We start from the raw sequence: 19,204 nt of genomic DNA on the forward strand, positions 1-19,204 counted from the left end.
AATCGATCCTGCGTTTTGCCAAAGCCGGCATGAGGGCAGGACCCAAAGCCGGTGTTGGGGCGGCGTTGACGTCGGCACCGCGTTCAATGAGCATTTTTGCCGCCGCAAAATGCCCGCCCCTGACTGCAAGATAGAGTGGTGTCGCTTGCCCATCGCTCTCATCAACGCCGGCACCTGCGTCGAGCGCTGCCGTAATCGCCGCGACATCACCCTCTTTCGCGGCGTCGTGAATGGCGGCGGCGTGAGATACAATCGGGATGTGTACAAGCAGTAGCGGAATGAAAAGCAAGAAGCCGCGCATTTCGCATCTCCCAAGGCAAGCCCGAGGACCCGGCACGATTTCAAGACGGCAAAGTCTACCTCAAATCCCTGCTCGTGACCACGCCCGTCGATGGCTCAAATGAATGGTGGCAGCCCTTGAGGAATGAAAGTTTCAGGAAGACTGGCCATGTCCTTGCTGGCCGTCTGGCAACGGCCCGTAGGGTCCCATTCGGGTGAGCGCATATTGCTTCGGCCGAAGTGGAGGAAGGCTGTGCAAGTGTGCATCGAAGCCGTCGAGGACCGGGCGACACGGAGGAGTGCCGCAAGGCATTCTTGGCGGCTGCCAAGGAGGAGGGGTTGGTGCTACGCTCGTCTGATTAGGGCCGAATGTGCCAGTTACCCGAGCCAGTTCCCAAACATTCCTGATCCCTAATGCAACCATTCCCTGCTCTGCGAGTTGCGCGACAGGCGGGGAACCTCGGCCGACATGACAAAGCGCGACAAAGCCGGACACCAGTCCCTTGCAGAAGCCGTTCGGGAGTTGATCTGCACCGAAGTCAATCGTCGTGAGATAAAGAAGCTGTTCGGGCCAGTCGAAACAGAGCTAACCCCAACCCTAGGGCGTGGACTCATAATCGCGCAGCCATAGACGGATAGACGCCAGCTTGACGAAGGCAAGATAGTTGGCGGCGAGCTTGTCGTAGCGGGTTGCGACACGTCGGCACTGCTTTATCTTGTTAAGGAACCGCTCGACCAAGTTCCGCGCTCGGTAAAGGTAAGGGTTGAAGCAGATCGGCCCTCGACGGTTCCGCTTCGGAGGAATGTTTGCCCATGCGCCTTTCTTGATGGCGAATTCTCTGATCCAGTCGGCGTCATATCCGCGATCCGCCAGCAACGTCGTCCGCGGTTGCAATTCACCAAGCAGGACCGAACAGAGGCGGTTGTCGTGCGATGGCCGCGCCGCCCAGCTACTTCGCAAATGACCCATACAGGACACCCCTCAAGCCATCGGATCGAAGCCCCTACTGCAACAGGATCTTCATATTTTCAAAGTCGAAGGTTACTGCATAAGGCATGAAGAAATCGTGGCCGACCATGCCCGCGAGGTGGAAGCCAAAAAGGTTCTCCCAGGGGAATGGCCCATCGTAGAGGCCCGGGACGTTCTCTTCCTGCACCTCTCCGAAGGAGAGGCGATGCACGACGTAGGGCACGGTCTTCAGCGTCCCGCCAGCGCCCGCCCCTGAAGTAGCTTTGTCTTCCTCAAGCTTTATCCCGGCTTCCTTGATCACAGACGCCGCCAGCTTGACTCCCGCGCCAGCCAGCCCTGTGTCGACGAAGAGAAGCGTAGATGGAAGCGTCTCCACGCGCCCCCGGCCCACCATGAAATGGTCGCTTGCAATCCAGAAAGGGACCGCGACGCTCTTGCCCGAAGCAGCCATGAATTCCTTGAGGTTTGCCGCGTTTTTCCGGCGGAGGACGAGCTCGCCGTTCGGAAAATCGAGGGTCGCAAGGAAATGGTAGAAGAGCGTGGTGCCGATGATACCGTCGATCCGCTTGGCTTGAAGGCCTTCGGAGAGCTGGCGGAGGGGTAGCACCGCGACGGGCAGGTTCTTCACCGTCCAGTCGCCGATCGTGAGCGATTCGATCCGCCCTTGCTGAACCTCGGTGGTCTGGCCGCCGGAAAAAGTGCCTTGCACCGTTCCGAATAGTTGGACGCCAAGCTCCTTGGCGAAGTCCGTGTCGAGTGCAACCTCTGAGCCCCCGGTGTCGATGAAAAAAGTGACCTCGTCGCCCCCGTTTACGCGGATACTGACCAACGGCAGCGGATCTGTCCTCAGGAACTTGAGACGCATGATTTGCCCGTCGCCCTGCACCTCATAGGGTGTCTGGCCCTTGAAACTCTGCAACTTCGCAACATTGAGTGTCGGATACTGATCGACGATCAACTGGTTAGTACCCACGTCGACGCCATTCAGCGCAGCCGCCGCCTTTTCGAAATCGTCGCGGCGATAATAGGCCTCGGCGAGCATGACCTTGGTGTCGGCCTCGCCGGGCCTGAGGTCGATGGCCTTTTTCAGCCAATGCTCGGCATCATCAAGCCGGTTGGAAAGCAGCGCGATCCGACCCAACTGGAGCGTTGCCGAATAGTCATCGGGGTGGTCGGCGGTGATTTTGGCGTATCGTTCGCCGGCCTCAGCAAACTCCCCCGCCTTGAAGAACTGGTCGGCGGAATCGACCGGCGATGGCTTCTCCTCCGCTCTCGCCTGTCCCGAGAGTGCGCAAGGCGCGAGCATCACTAGGAGTGCGAGGCAAATTCTGGCTGATTTCATTGTTTCAGACTCCGGCGAGGGAGGCGAGCGAGGGGCGGTGCGATGAGCGAAGCATATCAGCCAAGCGGCCGCGGCGGAACTACTTCACTGCTGATATGCCGTTCCTCTACAACCAACGGAATTGAGACACCTGTCCCTTTATACATTGCCGCCCTTGGCGCTTTCTGGAAGTGGCCCGACCAAGACCGACTTCCGGAGGTCAGCCCAAGCAGACTCTCGTCAACCATCGCGCAACGTGTTTATGAGTTCACGGCCTAGGATCGTGCTTTGGCAGGTGCCGGAATTCGAGCCGGACGTGAGAGCCGACGAAAGAAAGTGACGCGGCCAGTTCCGCTATGATTACCCGATAGGATTGCCAAGACTGACGGCTTCGTCGCGTCGTTCTTCTGGGCCTGGACAACATAGTGGGAAACGGCCCAGCCATCCTGCGAATGCATGTCTGAGCCGCAGGCGATTCGAGACGCTGCGTCGGTAAACCACGTTTCCGGCTCTCCGTTGCGTTCGATCGCGTTTGTCCCGTTACCATCGAGGAAGCTCTCCTGGAGCGCAGCAATCTGGTTGGCCGAGTTCGCCCCAGATTGTGCTTTATCCGAAAGGAGTGCCCACAAAGGGATAGTTGTGCCGCCGGCGGTGAAGGATCACGATACGGCAGAGCCTTGCTCGTCGACCCTTGCTCGACCAGATCGGACGGGTCGGACGGGATGGCCACTATAGAAAGAGAAAGCCACACGCTATGGCCGTGGATAGAGAATTCAATTCCGAGCCCGTCACTCCCTCGTCACAGGCGGCCCACCATAGGGGATTGAAGGCCGTCCTGCTTGTCTTCGGGCTTTCCGGGATCGCCGCCCTGGGAGGGGCCGCGGTCAAAAACTTAGGGGCACTAGAGGTTGCGTCCAGAGCCGCGGCACAGGTCAAGGATGTCTCCGGACCCGTGATGCAGAAGCTGGAGGATGTCTCCGGAGCCGTGATGCAGAAGGTCGAGGCTGCCTCCGCAGCCGTGATGCAGGAGGTCGAGGCTGCCTCCGCAGCCGTGATGCAGGAGGTCGAGGATGTCTCCGGAACCGTGGTGCAGGAGGTCGAGGATGTCTCCGGAACCGTGGTGCAGAAGGTCGAGGATGTCTCCGGAACCGTGATGCAGAAGGTCGAGGATGTCTCCGGAACCGTGATGCAGAATGTGTCTGCTGCCATCGATAGCTGGCAAGAACAACCGGTTCAAGCCTCGGCCGAACTCTCCCGCACGATCGCGTCGGGACCGAATGCGTCCGCCGTGGCGTCGGTCGAGCGGAGCGCCGTCCCTGCGGTCGCCACTAGTGCCGAGCCCCCCAAAAACCGCAGCACGGGACCGGATGCGTCGGCCGTGGCGTTGGTCGAGCGGAGCATCGTCTCTGCCGTCCCCGCCAGTGCCGAGCGCCTCAAGAACCTCAGCAAGGCGCCCGACGCGTCAACCGGAACCCTGTTCGGCATCGGCGACCGCCTCAAGGTCGCATTCTACGAGCGCGTCGACGTCGAGGAAGACAAGTGGGGCGGCGCGTCCTCGGCCTTGCACGGCATCCTGCAACGTCCGGAACTGAGCGGGGAATATATTGTCCAAGAGGACGGCACGATTTCCCTGCCCTTGCTTGGCTCCATTCCGGTCGCCAACCGGTCAACGCAACAGGTAGAGGCTGACCTGGTGGAAACCTTCGATCAACTGCTGGGCCGCAAGGGGCTGGTCAACATCCTGGCGCTGGAGCGCCCGCCCATTTATGTGCTGGGGCCGGTCAAGAATCCAGGCTCGTTCAAGTACGCGCCCGGCATGACGATCCTCCACGCGATCGCGCTGGCCGGCGGACTCGAACGGGCCGAAAGCGAGCCGTGGCAGAAGATCGAAGCCGTGCGTGAGACCCAGAAGCGGAGCGGGGCGATCGATGCCTTGTTGAAATTGCTCGCGCGCGCGGCGGTGCTGAAGGCCGAGCGCGACGGTACAGCACCCACTATCCCGCGCCAGTTGCTTGAACTGGCCGGCACGACCGAAGCGGCTAACCTCGTCAACGAGCAGAGCGACCGGCGCAAGGCCGTCGCCACGGCGCACAAGGATCGTGAGCGCGCGAACCTGCGGGCGCTGGAGGCGGCCAAGCAGGATGTTGTCGCTTATGGGCGCACGGAATCGCTCGACAAACTCGTCAAGCTGCGCCAGGAGCGCGTCAACAGCATGCGCACGCTCGTGGATCGCAAAGTGCTCAGCATGGCGGTGATGGATCAGATCCAGAGTGAGTTGTCCGACGCGGAACAACGTCGGCAGGACGCCCTCAACCAATACGCGAGCGCGAACCAGCGCCTCGCTTCGCTGGAGTCTGAGGTGTTGCGGACCCGGGCCGACCTCAGGAACGATCTGGAGGTCGAGATCGAGACCACGGAGAGCCAGATCGCTGCCAATGTGCGCGAGTTTAACGTCAGCGAAGGCGTCCTGTACACATTGCCGGTGACCCGCGTCCAATTTGCCAAGGACGCGAGCAGCGCAACCTATCAAATCGTGCGGCAATCGGCATCCGGGCCGGTCAGCATTGAGTCCGTCGGGATGACCCTGTTGCAGCCAGGTGACCTCGTCAACATCATCGTGGGCGAAAACGGACCAAGCAAGCCGGCCGGTTCGCCGGTCCCGACCTCGTCGCCGACCAGCGAGAGCTTGCCGGCCGCATCCAACCCCAACGATGTCGAGCTCTCCCGCGTGGTGAGGGAGTAGAGGGTGGGTCCGAATTGATGCCCGGCAAGGAGATTGCTGGATGGGTTTCATCTGCATGGATAACCCCGTTGGGACCCAACCAGGGATGAGGAGGACTAGGGCGCGCTGCGCGCTCCCATCGGGAGGACGAGTGAAAAGCTTGAAACCACCACTTCCTCCGCAGCTTAGGTCTCAAAGCATGTCCGCTTACGTAGACGGATTCGGAGCATTGGCACGAGCGCGGTCAGATGAATTCGAACGGGACAATGGGGCCCCATCAAGCGGCATTGGTCAAAGATTCTGAAATTGTATCGCGACCTCGCGGACGCCTGAGAACTTATTGCTCATCTCAGATCGAGAAAGGTCTGGCGGCTTAGCTGATGAATGCTGATCAAAGCGCTCGGATGCCTTCAACGCACGCTTGTCCGATAACGGCCGGGCAAGGAACGCTCGGCCCTTCTACCGCCAAATTCCTGCGGATTGCGGTGAGTGCAAATGCCGTCTTCCCGCTAAATTCCGGTGCTCGGACTCCTCAGAAGCGTGCTGCAGATATACCAAACCTTGGTCTTCGCGATCATCAAGCCGCGGCAGATAAGCAGCGCGCCAAATCTGTTTCAAGATATTGAGGAACACTATGGAAAAGACCGTTCTGTATATAACCTGTTCGCAAAGCACCAAATACGGAGGAGGAGAACATTTTTTTCTTGAGACGGCCCGCCACTGCCGCCAATTGGGTTACAAGACTGTTGTGCAATATCAGGACCGGCCTAAAAGCAGCGCCTATTTATACGATCTAAAGGATCTGGGCGTTGACATTGTCACGGTACCATTGAAATGGAATCCTCTAAAGATTTTTAAACTTATTTTCAATTCGAAGCCAGACATTATTCATGTAAATTTTGCGAATTCAGCTCTTCTATTCGAAATTGCAATTATTGCTAGATTTCTCAGAGTTAAGAGGTTAATTGATACTGAGCATTGCGTATCAAGCCCCATAATGAGAAAATACGTGCTAAGCCTATACGATAGTGTTATATGTGTTTCGAATGAAATACGAAATATAATGAGCTATTCTGGCATTACAAGCAGTAATTTGTCGACATTGTCTCACGGCGCGTTTTTAACTCCAGTAAACTCAGCGCAACTAAGAGACAAATTCAGGGGTGAATTTCGAATTTCTGGCCAGGAGAAAGTTCTTGCGTGTATCGCCTTCGATTCTCCAGTCAAAGGCTTAGATATCTTGCTAAAATCTTTTCAGAAGGTACACGGAGATTGCCCCGATGTACACTTGATCATAATCGGTGTAGATTCTGAGACATCGAAATTGCCGGCTTTGGCAAGGGATTTAGGAATAGCCTACCATGTTCATTGGGCGGGAATTCGGGACGAAGGCTGGAAGGTTTTAACTGCAGCCGATGTCTATGTTCAGTCCTCTCGATCGGAAGGGGGTCCGATAGCAGTAATGGAGGCGATGGCATTGAAGTTGCCCATCGTGACGACTCGAGTAGGACTTATGTCTGACGGAGAAGCTGGCGAAGCTGGCGTCGTATGTACACCGGATGATGTAGACAGCTTAACCAAAGCAATCCGGGACATGCTCAAGCAACCAGAGGCTTGGAAGAGGATGGGAGAGGCAGGCTATAGGCATTATATGGAAATGTTCCAGGGTGAAAAATTAGTAGAGACGCTGGTTAACGATTACTACTTGGCATAATCTTGTTGCCTTTTCTTGCGCTCGGCAGTTGGATTCTGGCACGGATGAGCCAGCCGAACTGCGCCTCGACGAACCAGCGCTAACTGTGATTTCGGTCCGGCTCGCCTCGAAGCCGGCGCGCCTGTGTTGCAGTAAGGTGATGCGCGCAACGAAGGCAACGACGATTTCCGACACGCGGATCGCACTAGATTAGATTTGGCCGGGATCGGCACGCGCCTTCCTGCAGTCGACAACCTTGCGCGATGAGCGGGGTCTCCTCAAATTTGGAGCGGCGACGGGCCCCCGCCTTTGTTCAAAGGGCCTGCGCGAGAACCCGATTTCGTCGCGATCGTCCAAACGAGGGCCACGCACGCACCCTCGATGCTGACGGCGAGCGTCCAGCCCAGGACCAAGCCCTCGAGCCCTCCAAGCTTCGCCCCTACGACCGGGCATCCAAGCTCCAGCAATCCGCCAAGCGCGAACCAGGGAGATGCCTTGAGCATGCTGTCGCGCAGCCGCGCCAGTGTGTTGGCATGGAATTTGAGCGTTGATCCCACCAGGCTGAATCCGAGAAAGCGCAGGCTCGGCCCGGCGATCTCCGGATAGGCCGGATTGAAGATCGCAAGCATCTGCTGCGAATAGGCGAAGATGAAGACGGCACAAACCAGCGAGAAGAGCAGTGACGCCGTCAGAGAAAAAACGAAGTCGTGCCCGGATTGTTCCGAGCTTGCTCTGACCACAGGGAACAGGACGGTGGCCAGGGCAGCAGGAATCAACGAGGCAATCGAGACCAGCATCCACAACGCCATGAAGGCGGCAGTGGTGGCCGGTGACAAGAGAACCAGCACAAGGTACGGCATGATGAAGGTTGGGGCTTGCGAGGCAACATCCAGCGCGTAGTGACCCAACGCCCTGCGTCGGTGCTTGTGCAGCAGCTGGAAATCGGGGACGCCAACGAGGCGACGCGCACCGCCGCGGGTCAAGAGATCGACGCCGATCCAGGACGCCAGGATCGCGGCGACCCAGGTCAGAAGAATCGCGGTAGTGGAGGCGTAGCCGACGGCCGCGGCGGCGGCGATCAGCATCAGCTTGAACGTCGAGAACAGCACCTGCCGGGTCATCCTGCCGCTGCTAAGCAGGGCACCGACGAACGCCTGATCGCCCAACACGCTGAGACTGGTCAGGCCGCAGCCGAGGACGAACGCAACGCCCTCGAACCAACCATTGATCGGCCCGGGCGAGTTCACGAGGTTAGCCCCCCCGAAGATAAACAACAGGCCCAGGCCGACCGTCAGCATCGCCCCGATGGATACTGCTGCGGCCACTAGACCGCGCTCCTTGCCCGGATGCCGGACGATTTCGCCGATCAGCAAGGTCCCGAGCCCGGCCTCGCCTAAGAGACCGATGAGGCCCATCACGGACAGGAGGGCGGCGGCGTTGCCGATCACCGCCGGCGGAAATGTCCGGGCGGCGAGCCACCAATAGACAAACCCAAGACCGGCCGATGCTATCGTGCCGATCGCCAGAGCGCCGGAATTTGTAATGAGGGTGGCGCTCTTCTGAAGCACTCGGCGCACGCGCATGATGGCGGTCCGGGCGAGGTCTACCGGCATGATGGCCCTCCCGAACCCTGGTGCGCCGGCACCGCGGCTCCCTTGGCGGCCGGGCGCAGCACATCCCGGTAGACCTGCTCGATCCGGGTCACGACCGCTGCGGCCTTGAGGCGCCCCACCTGGGCTAGGCTTGTCGCCTCCAGCCTGGCCAGCCAAGCGCGGTCTTCCAGAAGCGTTTGCATCGCATCGGCCAAGGCTGGCGCATCACCCGGCGGCACCAGAAGCCCGGTTTCGCCGTGATCGACGAGATCCGGCATGCCGCCGACGTCGGTTGCGACGACGGTCTTGCCGGACGCCATCGCTTCCATGATGACGGTCGCGCAGGCTTCCGGCCCGACCGATGGCAGCACGCCGAACAGCGAGCGGCGCCATGCATGCATGATGGCGGAATGCGGCCATGTACTAAAAACCCGGACGTTCGGCGGAAACTCGGTTGGCGTATCGGCGACCCTGCGCCCGATCAGGACCAGCGGAGGCGCCCGCTCGAGACCAGCATAGGCCTTCAGGAGAACGTCGATGCCCTTCAGGCGCATCATGTCACCGACAAACAGGATGAATCCGTCGGCGGGCAACTCGCGCAGGCAGGGATCTTCTGGGCCAAGCACCCCGACATCGTCGGGCACGAAATTGGGGATGACCTCGTAGGGAGCGCCTCCTCGCGAGAGTCCGCTATGACGCGCCACTGCGTGGCTGACCGCGATGAAGCGGTCCACCATCCGCCGGGCGGCGAAGCCCGACGCCCAGTTGCCAAACGTGGTCGCGGTTGCCTTCACCGCGCCGTAGTGTCCGGCGGCGCAGGGCAGGCATTTCGCCAATGCCGGGCCACTGCAGAGATAGGTACCCAGGTGCATGAAGTTCTTCTTGGCGCAGATAAGGCCGTAGTCGTGGAGTGTAACCACGAGGCGGGCGCCACTGAGGGCTTTGAGTGGCAGGTAGGAGGCGTAGATCCAGTTGTGGGCGTGGACGATGTCCGGCCTCTCCTTTGCGACCAGCCGTTTAAGGCCCAACACCAGTTCGGGATCCGGGAAAGGCGGCGCGTGGCGGCGCTCGGAATCGGTGTGGAGGCCTGACAGGCGCTGGAGCGCGCCGCGCAGGCGATGCACCCGGACCGCGCCGTCCAGTTCGGTGTCGGGCGATCCAGGATGCATCAAGGTCCCGACGCTCACACAATGGCCGCGCTGCGCCAGCGCTGCGCCGAGATTGCGGACGTGCCGCTCCTCTCCCCCGATCACTGGCGGATAGAATTGCGACAGCAGCAGGATGCGCATGGTCGAACCTCGTCTTAGATGCGTGGCACCAGCGTCGAAACGCTCCGATAGAGTCGATTATCTTCCGGCCGATAGAGCCGGGCCTCGGCTTTCTGCGGGGTGGCCAGGACGGGCACCGGGATCCGGCGCGTCCAGGTATCGCTCGGCGCGATGGTGAGCGAGCGGAAGACGGCGAACAGCCGTCCGTCGAGAGTGATTTCCAGGTCGAACCGCAGCGTCTGGGTCTCGGCGCTGCGGACGCCGACGGTAAGACTGCCCGGCTCGCCGCTGGCCGGTGGCACCATCCAGAGCTCGGTGTACTTGAATTCCCGGTAGGTCGCTTCGTCGCGGACGGCCAGCGCATAAGCTCCGGTCGCCACCAGCGCCGCCAGCGCGATCACAGCTCCCTGCCAGAACCGAACCCGCACCGGAGACGGCCAGCTTGGCAGATCGGACGCGTCGCGGCGGCCGGCGGCCACCAGCGCCGCGCCGGCCGTGACGGCCCAGAACCAGACCGCCCAGCCGAGCGGCGTCAGGAAGCCTGCGGCGTTCAGCGCAAAGCCCCCGGCAATACCGGCGGCAAGGCTTGCTCCGACCGCGTAGGCGAGGTGTTCCGACACGGAGGTGGTTCTTATTCCAATGGCTCGCAGCACCGTGTGGCCCGAGACGAGGAGCACCATGGGCAAGCCCAGGATGATGCGAAGGAGCATGTCGTCGCTGAGCGCAACGACGGCAACGGTAACTCCCGCCCATAGGCAGGCGGCCAGAAGATCCCGCTTGCTAGGATTTCCCATGCAATCCCCTCACGTCGTAGATGATGATCCAGCCGTTGTCATAAATGCGGGTGACGCCATCGATGTTGTTGAACTTGAGTAGTGCCGCCGGCGACAGCGGCCTTCTCCGCGCTTCCCACGGCTCGAAGTAGAAGCCGAGCATTGGGGAGGCCGTGGACAGGCGCAGGTCCACCAACAGGAAATCGACGTCGCTTCTCACCAGGGCCCAAAATTCGTCAGGCCCCAATTTTTCGTCCTCGAACACGCGCGCGGAAAACACGCCTCCGACGATTTTGATCCTGACGTCCTGGCGCCCGTAGCCCGCGAGCAGCATTTGATTGGTGCGGTCGGCGGTGAAGCGATTGCCGGCACCGAGCCATTGCCTGGTCCAGCGTGCCGTTTCGATCGCCATGGTCTCGACGGATTGCGGGTCGGCCGCCACCCTGTAGGGTCCACGTATCGGTGCGAGCGACGCGGCCGTGACCCCGCCGAGCACGATGACCGCCAGGGCAAGGGCCGGTGCGATAAGCCGCCACCCGCGTGGCACGTGGCCCTGCCAGAAGTGGACGATGCTCACCGCCACGACCAGCCCGACGGCGAGGAACACGAACGTTCCCATGCGGTTTCCGATTTCCCAAGCGACGGTCAGCCGGAAGGCCACCGAGACTGGGAACGCGAAGGCCAGCAAGGTAAGGAGCATGATGCGGCTGTCGCGCCAGCGCCGGTTGAGAATGTCCTGGATCGGACGCCAGCCCGCTTGCGCGTCGCGCGGCGCTGCCATGGCCAGCGACCGAAAGAAACCCGTCGCCAGCCCGAGTGCCAACAGCAGGATCGCGGTTAAGGTGGTCAGCCGCATGCCGAGTGGCTGGGTAGGCCCTCCGAGGTGCTCCGACGATGGAGTGGGCGCGCCCAGGATCTTTCCGAGCAACGTCTTGAAGCCGGTTTCGGCCACCGGGGCGAGATAGCTTGTGAGAGGGTTGCCACGGGCCTGTATCCAAAGGAGCGGCAGGGCTAGGGCAAGGAGCGCCGTGAGGCTCACGGCGGTCCTGGCCCCAATCCGCAAGGGGCCGTGCCGGCGCCAAGCCTCGAGGGCCGCGAGCGCAATGAAATAGATGGCGGTGAAGGCGGCCGAGAGGTGGTGCGTGACCGCGAGGCTCGCCAACAGCAAGGCAATCAACCCGAGCGCCTTCAGCCTCGGTCGCCCGACAAGATCCTTGGACGCTGCTTCGACTGCGAAGATCAGCACACACAGCACGATGCCGAGGCTCTCGTAGGAGAACATCGACTCGAACTGGACGAAGGTTGAGCAGCCCATATAGGTCAGACAGGCGATGGCCGAGATGCGCGGCGATCCGGTGATGCTTTCGAAGAACAGAAACAGGGCACCGATGAACGTGCCCCTGAGGACGGCCAATAATAGAGTCCCCGCCACAAACAATGGCAATCCCGTCAGATTGACGATCGCCGTCGTCAGGATTTCCAGGGCCGGATAGGCTCGCCCGACCGGCAGAAGCGGGCTGGACAGAAATAGCCGGCGTGCCGTCAAGAGATCGTCGGCCGCGACCCAGTGCAAGAACTCGTCGTGATGGATGAAGCTCGTCGGGGAATAGACGACCTTGTAATAGAACATGGCCTCGGCAAGCAGGAACAGGAGGAAGAGGCGCTCACCCCGGGCGACCATCGGCCACGCAATGCGAAGGCTGGTCGGCACGATAAGCAAAACGACACCAGACCAGAACAATAGCGGCGCTACCGTATCGCCGCGGCGCCCGGCCCCGTGCCCGGCCACGACCAGGAGCAGAGCGGTAGCGACCGTCAGGCACAGAGCCGCAATCCATCCGGAGTTCGCCAGTCGCGGCGGGGCATCGGCGCTGCCCCCGCGAAGGTCCGGGCCGATAACCAGCGAGACAAATTGGATTCCGGCCCGGAGCGGGTTGATCCCGGCTGCTGTCGTGAAATGAGCGGGCATCATCGGCGTCATGCCTCCGTCGCAGGAGGCCACGACATCACGCCGCCGGGGGGCAATCGGACCGTGGATCGGCTGCTCAGGACCCCACAATAAACATCGCTCAGCGCTTGAGCGCAGGCCTCCCAGTCCGATAGCGCGAAATCCGGCACTTCCCGATGGGCCCTCAGCTCCTCGGCCATGGCGGCGGCCAGTTCTTTCGGACCGGCGTTGCGCGGGACAGCTCGGCACAGGCCCTTGGCTGCCAACTCCCGCAGCCCGGACGTGTCGCTGACAAGGACCGGACGGCGCAGCGACAGGGCTTCCATCACGGCGATCGGATGGGCTTCGTATTCGCTGAACAGCACGAAAAGCGCGGCGCTCGCCAGGAGGTCAGCCATGTTCTGCCGGTCCGATCCGGGGATGCTCGCGATAGTGACCCGCCTCTCGAGGCCGAGTGTCGCTACGAGGCGCCGCAATTCTCCCTCATACGGGCCTGTTCCGACGACGTGCAGTCGCGCGTCTGGCACCCGGCGGATCAGTTCGGGCAACGCCGTAATCGCCCGGTGATGGCCCTTATAGCGCTCGAGCCTGCCGCCCGAGACGATCAAGTGCGGATCGACCTTGGTACCGGGGCTCGCGGCCGGCATCGCGGCGCCGTTCGGGATGACGACAAACCGTTCCCGCGGCACGCCCATCCTCCTGCTGAAGAAGCTTGCTTCGAATTCGGAGACGCCAATCAGCCGCGCGGCCCGGGCCACCAGCGGCCGGAGCAGCGCTTGCTGGGTGCCGCGCACGGCCTTGCGCAGCCGGGAGGAATGCCCGCCGCTGTGGAAGGTCAGAATGAACGGCAGGTTTCCGCGGATGGCCGCGAGCAGCCCGATCGGCGCCACGAAGGTGTTGTAACCTTGGAAATGGATCAGATCCCAAGCCCCGCGCCGGATCGCGCTATAAATGCCGGGCGCATAATAGAGGTCCAGCGCCCTCGGCCAGGCCGGCACGCGCCGCACGCGCATGCCGCGCACCTCCTCCTCAACCGGCAACTCCCCCGAGGGATCGGTAGTGAGCACGTCGACGGCGTGGCCACACGCCACCAAGCGGGGACCGACTTCCTGGATGTGAGTTTCGATGCCACCTATGAGAGGGTAGCAGCGAGCGGCAACCATCAGAATTCGCATCAGGTCTGTCCACCGACGACACAGGCTTTCGCGCTCCGCCTGCGGTGTTGGTGGACCCTCTCGCGCAGGATAGTTTTCAGGACGCGCCAGCCGTCCGGGACGGCGCGCAGATGGCTCACACCGCTGATGCGCGGAGCCTCGAAACTTGCGACCTCGACGATATTGAGGTGGTTCTTCAAGGCCCGCACGTTGATGAGGGTCTCGATCTCGAACCCATCGCAATCGCAGTCCAACGTGGCGACGTGCTTCGTCCAGAAGGCTATGTATCCGTAGCATAGATCGGAGAACCAACCGCCATAGAGCAGCCGCACGAACAGGGTCAGCCCCTTGTTGCCGAACATCCGGAACAGCGACATGTCCTCGGTGCCGGCGCCCTGGATAAAGCGTGAACCCTTGACGAGATCCGCGCCGGCCATCAGCGCACTGACAAAGACGATCGCCTCCTCCGGCACCATGGAGCCGTCGGCGTCCAGCATGACGATGATTTCGCCTGTGGCGGCCAGGAATCCCGCTTGCAGTGCAGCACCCTTGCCCCGGCGGGGCTCCATGACAATCTTCACCTCCTCACGCAAGCGGCGCGCGACCGCGACCGTCTCGTCGGTCGAGCGACCATCCACGATGATGATCTCATGCGCCCAGTTGGGGATGCGCGGCAGAAGCCAAGGAAGGTTGTCGGCTTCATTGAGCGTCGGGATGATGAAGCTGACTCGGGGTAGCGTCAGCGATCGCCGCAGCGCGACATTGATTGGGTCAGGCGGCGATAGGGCACCGACCCGGGCGAGAATGCTGGAGACAGGGGCATTCATGACAGCGCCGTCAGGTCGAGCGATGGCACCCGGGGAGCGGGCTGGAAGCGCGCAAGAACTGCCGCTAAGTGTCGGGCGAGATGATGCGCCGGGTGATAGGTCCCGTATACGAATCGACACACCGGGCCGAAGCTGTTCGCGGCGGCGGGACCGATGAAATGCAGGCCAGGCACCGAGGTCTCGTAATGGGCCGATAGCTGCGGCGCGCCCTCAACCAAGCGGATCTGGCGCAACAGCGTTGAACCCAGGAAACCTAGCCGGCCCACATCAATCTTGTACCCGGTCGCGAAGATGACGTGGTCGGCGCGCATCGAATGGCGCGCGCGACTGGCGTCCGTCAAAGCGAGTAGCACCTTGCCGTCGCGAGTCTCGATGCTCTGAAGGGTGCGACCGAGCCACACAGGCACTTTCCCGATAACCCGGTCCTTCATGAAAGCTCCGCCAAGGGGGCCCAGCGCCCTGATGTTGGCGAGTCGGACCCGCAGATCCTTCGGCAGAAGCCGGATCAATCGCGGATATTTGGCGCAGGTCGCCAAGGTCCAGCCGTGGCCGATGCCGTTCATCGGGGCGGTAATGCGCTCGAACAGGGCTCGGGGGCGCGGGTAGCCGGCAAAATCCAGCTGCGGCCGGCGCACAACGAGCGAAACCGACACCCCGCGTTCGTAGAGCAGCGCCGCCAGATCGGACGCCGATGATCCGGATCCGACCACGATGATTTCCTTGCCGTCCAGCTGCTGCAGAGAGCCGTACTCGCCACTGTGCGAGCATAGATCGGCGGGCAGATGCACGGCCTGGTGCGGCAGGCGTTTGAACGGATGGAGGCCGACCGCCACTACCACGCGGCGCGCATCGACTATCTCGCCGTCATCGAAAGTGGCGTGAAAGCAGCCAGCGCCGGGTTCCAGCGCCATCAATGTCTTGCGCTCAACTATGGGGACGTAACGCCTCTGGAAGGCTTCGCCGTACTCGATAAACCGGCTGAGCGACAGCGGAAGCAGCTCGTCATGATAGGTCAGGGCGCGTTGGGCGCAGAACGTCTTCAGTGCGAATTCAGACCGCGGATCCGACAGGCTCGACGCCCAGGGATAGGACTTGAGCAACATACCAGGCGGCATGTTGTGCTTCCATGACCCCATGAGCTCCCCGAAAATCCGGTGCTCGATATTTCGCGCACGTAAATGCGCGGCCAGCGACAAGCCGTAGGGGCCAGCTCCAATGACCGCCACATCCACGGATGTGTTTGATCTAGCCATGTGCAGACTCCCCGGACCTTAAATCAAGCTTATATGAAATAAGATTTGGACCTAGACGGCCTCTTTAGCTCTAGTAACTTTAGAATTACTGATGCAGTTCTGAAATGAAAGAACAATAGATGGTTAGGGAAAGACAATATGTGATTAGCTCTTTAGGAGTATCCCTTCAGGTTATTTCCAGCCCGTAGCATTTTCGGGGATAGTACGGCGGCGGCACCGATCATCTTCAGCAGCTGTGTCGGCAGCGTTGCCAAACCCGTTTTGGACCTCTGGGGCCACCTTCAACGCCAGCGAGGACATTCATCGACCCGCGGTCGGCATAGAGCATCGGACGTTTGAGTCAGTCGGTACCCTGCTTTCGTGTATTCGGTTGGCGAGAAGAGGTTGCAGACGTCGCCCATAGCTTGCCAGAGCGCACCGGTGGTTCGAACGGCGACTTACGCAGGTGGGGTCGCTCCTTCACTCGGTCCTGATTTTCCGAGCTTATTCTGACGCCGAGAAGGGTCGAGCGCACCCGGCCCTTCGCAGGCGGTGTACGTTGCGCTCGACCACTGGCTGCAGGTAGCTAACCTGGACGCGGGACCGGCCAAGAGAGGGGCTGCCCGTGCGGTCCCGAGACCGGCGTATCGGATACAAGCAACCGATACGAGGTCGTGACCTCTCGCAGACCCCCGATATGACCGAACAAGTCGATCACCTCCAGGCCGGACCGCCGGTTGTAGGTGTGGCACCCGAACGCTCCGGACCGAATGCGACCGACCGGTGTCTGGGCAAATTCCGACTCGCCGAGCGCATCGATCCGGCAGAACGTCACCGCGCCGCCATAGCCGCGCGCGCAATCTTGGACCGGGCGTAGCGTCCGTCCACCGTGTCGGATGACGGCGCCTGCGGGGCGGCTTAGCGTGGCATCGAGCAGGACGGGGTTTGCGGCGTGGGGCGTCCAGGACCCAGTCAGGCTCTCGGCATGGTAGAGGCTGAGGACATCCCAGGACGTGGACCTCCACAGCCTTGGGCTGACGAAAAACCAGAAGCCGCCCTCATGGCAGAGCGGCGTGGTATCGTAGCCCTCGATCCCCTCGATGAGGCAGGCCTCCCGCGTCCACCGGTAAGGGAATTCCACTGCCCTGTAGAGGCTGACATTCCTGGCCGCCCCCGATTCGGGGATCATCCAGATCTGCCCGTCCTGCTCGAACACGAACGGGTATGAGAGGTGATGCGGTTCCTCCAAGACGATCTGGGGTGCGCCGACGGTCCCGTCCCGGTCCGCTGCCACGACTGCAATGCACCCCCGGTTCTTCGAGTAGAGGTGCTTTTCGACAAAGATGAAATCCTGCCCCTGGTGCCGGAAGGGGAACGGATCGGCAAGGTAGCTGTCGGTCTCCCCGGTAAGCACCCGGAATGCTGCGTCGCCTTTGTCGAGCAGGCTCGCCGATTCGTCGAAGCGCCAGCCAATCCCCCACCTCCTGCCGCCTCTCGCCAGGATGTCCAAGAATCTGATTGCCTTCGATGTCACTGTGTGTGTCGCTCTTGCAAGGGCCGAAAGCGCGCCGAGCGAAGGCACGGCCGTGCGTGGGCCGGGGACATCGGACGCAGCTGAACCGGTTTCCTCGCGCAAGGCTTTTAGGATCAGCACCACAGCGCAGGAGAGGACGCTGTCGAGGCTCGCCGCGAACACTTCACGGTCTACACTGGCCGGACGCGCCATCCACGGCCGCGACGGGCGCGCGGTGTCGTGCAGGTCGACGAGAAGATCCTGATCATTCGCCAAGGCCGCCATGACTCCGATCTCGCCGGGTACGCCGTTGAAGAGCGGCGTCAGTACGCGCCGCCCCGACAGGAGGGGCTCCTCTCCGCTCAAATCGATCACCACGTCCACGTGGTCGGCCGGAGGCGACGGCAGGGACCGCAGCGCCGCCTCGACGGGGTCGGTGGCGCCGTGGACACCTAAGCCATAGACTAGTCTTTCGAGTTCGAGGAGCAGACGGAAGATCAACGGCAGCGGGTGGCAGCCGGTCGCGAAAAGGCAGGAGACGTCGTTGCCGGGCACTTCAGCAAGCGCCTCTGCCAGCCACAGATGCCAGCGCAGCGGCCGCGACGGATCGAGACTCAAGCAAATGCGCATTGTTGTTCTCACGGCGAATTCAAGACGACGACAGCTTTGACGAGAACCAGCTCGAGCGACGCGCCTTGCCAGCTGTCCGCCGCGAGCCCGCGAGCCAGGGAGGCAGATAAAGAGCTGCAGCGCGCGCCACATCGCAAGGGTAATACACCAGGGCCGGCAGCGGATCCTCCCGGCGCCAGAAGCCATCGATCACGACAGAATGAGGCGGGATCGGCTTCGCGCCAAAGCGGATCCGCTCGATCCATGAACCCTGCCAGACCACGCGACCGTCACCCGGGCCGGCCGGCAATGGCTGCAGGTCGAGTTCGTGCCGATAGGCTATCAGCGGGATATTGACGCCGACGAGCGTCGCCAGCTCCTCCTGCCAGTCAGTGCGCCCGACCGTCGGCTCTATTATCAGAAAGCGTCCGCTCCTGATGTCCTGCTTGTACTCGATGCCGCCAAATCCGAAGTAGTTAACCTGATCGAGAAGGTCTTTAGTGGTGCGTTCCAACTGCTCGTTTACTGCGGCCTTACAGAACGCCGTGCTCCCGGTGCCCGGCGGGGTGCTGGCGAGTTTTTGCCCGGTGAACATGCCGAGCGTCTCGCCGTTGCGTCCCCGGTAGAACAGGCAGAAATAGATGCTGTCGTCCGGTCCCTCTACGGTCTCCTGCACCAGGACCTCGCCGGTCTGAGCCAGCAGCCTCTCCGCGGCCGAGAAGGCATCAGCGTAGCTCTCCGCGCTTATCAGGCGGGGAGCATGCCCCTCGTGGAAGTGGCGCTTGTCGGCGGGTTTCAGGATCATCGGCAAGCGGAGCGACGTGATCTCGCGAACCCCCGCGAGGTCCCGCACGACCACGCCGTTTGGCACTGGCCAACCATGCTCCCCGGCGCTCTCATGGAACCTGGCTTTGTCGTGCAGCATACTAACGGTATCGTGAGTTGGGAGGCGGAAGTGGTAAAGCCCCTCCAGCTCTTTGCGGTATTCCGAGATCGTAAGAAGTGCCAGCTCATCCGTGATGACCAGGAAGGGCCGCTCACCGATCCGCCTCCGAAGATCGCGGAGGAAGTCCACGAAGCTAGGGCCATGCAGGGAGTCTGCCAGGATCGGGTGGGCGTAGCGCGACCACAGCGCTGGGTTCGATCGCTTGCGGTCGACCACCCAAACGGGCATCCCGCCCAGTGCAAGGCTGCGGCACACGCCGAGCCCGTTCAGCTCCCCACCTACTACTACTGCAGGGACTCGCCAATGCGAAGAGCCGAACTCTTGGTTGGGAGCGGTGTCTGACAGCATGGGTTTCAT

The 19,204-nt window shown here is 61.7% G+C and carries 13 protein-coding genes and 1 pseudogene; 2 read left to right on the top strand and 12 right to left on the bottom strand.

The features are described 5' to 3' along the window. The 3 genes and pseudogenes from NKI01_RS27705 to NKI01_RS27715 form a co-directional block, all read right to left on the bottom strand. On the bottom strand, nt 1–301 hold a 301-nt coding region (locus NKI01_RS27705), incomplete at its 3' end, for an ankyrin repeat domain-containing protein (protein ID WP_352965355.1). A 576-nt stretch (nt 302–877) separates the two neighbouring features. Then, a pseudogene (locus tag NKI01_RS27710) lies at nt 878–1,210 on the bottom strand (transposase); the annotation flags it as partial. Between the two features lie 73 nt (nt 1,211–1,283). Then, a complete protein-coding gene (locus NKI01_RS27715) occupies nt 1,284–2,591 on the bottom strand; it encodes an aspartyl protease family protein (protein WP_352918939.1) in 1,308 nt (435 codons plus the stop codon). Between the two features lie 802 nt (nt 2,592–3,393). Between NKI01_RS27715 and NKI01_RS27720 the strand changes: the two genes are divergently transcribed. Together NKI01_RS27720 and NKI01_RS27725 are read left to right on the top strand one after the other, a co-directional pair. Beyond that, on the top strand, nt 3,394–5,313 hold the full coding sequence (locus NKI01_RS27720; protein ID WP_352965356.1) for a polysaccharide biosynthesis/export family protein: 1,920 nt from the start codon (nt 3,394–3,396) through the stop codon (nt 5,311–5,313). 613 nt (nt 5,314–5,926) lie between these two features. Continuing rightward, complete coding sequence (locus NKI01_RS27725) at nt 5,927–7,006, top strand: glycosyltransferase family 4 protein (protein ID WP_352965357.1); 1,080 nt, start codon at nt 5,927–5,929, stop codon at nt 7,004–7,006. Nucleotides 7,007–7,263: 257 nt separating this feature from the next. Here NKI01_RS27725 and NKI01_RS27730 read toward each other — a convergent pair whose 3' ends face one another. The 9 genes from NKI01_RS27730 to NKI01_RS27770 form a co-directional block, all read right to left on the bottom strand. Then, the gene (locus NKI01_RS27730) at nt 7,264–8,598 is read right to left on the bottom strand and encodes an MATE family efflux transporter (protein ID WP_352918945.1); all 1,335 of its coding nucleotides are present in this window, start codon (nt 8,596–8,598) and stop codon (nt 7,264–7,266) included. Further along, the gene (locus tag NKI01_RS27735) at nt 8,589–9,866 is read right to left on the bottom strand and encodes a glycosyltransferase family 4 protein (protein ID WP_352918947.1); all 1,278 of its coding nucleotides are present in this window, start codon (nt 9,864–9,866) and stop codon (nt 8,589–8,591) included. Before NKI01_RS27735 ends, NKI01_RS27730 begins: the two co-directional genes overlap by 10 nt. 14 nt (nt 9,867–9,880) lie before the next feature. Further along, nucleotides 9,881–10,639, bottom strand: coding sequence for a hypothetical protein (locus NKI01_RS27740; protein WP_352965358.1), 759 nt, complete (start codon nt 10,637–10,639; stop codon nt 9,881–9,883). Continuing rightward, nucleotides 10,626–12,599, bottom strand: a complete 1,974-nt coding sequence (locus NKI01_RS27745) for a putative glycosyltransferase family protein (protein ID WP_352918951.1) — start codon at nt 12,597–12,599, stop codon at nt 10,626–10,628. Before NKI01_RS27745 ends, NKI01_RS27740 begins: the two co-directional genes overlap by 14 nt. Next, on the bottom strand, nt 12,596–13,741 hold the full coding sequence (locus tag NKI01_RS27750; RefSeq protein WP_352918952.1) for a glycosyltransferase family 4 protein: 1,146 nt from the start codon (nt 13,739–13,741) through the stop codon (nt 12,596–12,598). The genes NKI01_RS27745 and NKI01_RS27750 overlap by 4 nt, the downstream gene beginning before the upstream one ends. Beyond that, nucleotides 13,741–14,547, bottom strand: a complete 807-nt coding sequence (locus tag NKI01_RS27755; protein ID WP_352918954.1) for a glycosyltransferase family 2 protein — start codon at nt 14,545–14,547, stop codon at nt 13,741–13,743. The genes NKI01_RS27750 and NKI01_RS27755 overlap by 1 nt, the downstream gene beginning before the upstream one ends. Further along, nucleotides 14,544–15,800 (bottom strand): NAD(P)-binding domain-containing protein, encoded by a 1,257-nt coding sequence (locus tag NKI01_RS27760; RefSeq protein ID WP_352918956.1) that lies wholly within the window; start codon nt 15,798–15,800, stop codon nt 14,544–14,546. The genes NKI01_RS27755 and NKI01_RS27760 overlap by 4 nt, the downstream gene beginning before the upstream one ends. Nucleotides 15,801–16,365: 565 nt before the next feature. After that, nucleotides 16,366–17,922, bottom strand: a complete 1,557-nt coding sequence (locus tag NKI01_RS27765) for a glucosamine inositolphosphorylceramide transferase family protein (RefSeq protein ID WP_352965359.1) — start codon at nt 17,920–17,922, stop codon at nt 16,366–16,368. 19 nt (nt 17,923–17,941) lie between these two features. Further along, nucleotides 17,942–19,063 (bottom strand): carboxylate--amine ligase, encoded by a 1,122-nt coding sequence (locus tag NKI01_RS27770; RefSeq protein WP_352918960.1) that lies wholly within the window; start codon nt 19,061–19,063, stop codon nt 17,942–17,944. Between the last annotated feature and the right edge of the window lie 141 nt (nt 19,064–19,204).

Origin of the sequence: Mesorhizobium sp. M0815 (genome assembly GCF_040319995.1) — a bacterium.
GTDB lineage: Bacteria > Pseudomonadota > Alphaproteobacteria > Rhizobiales > Rhizobiaceae > Mesorhizobium.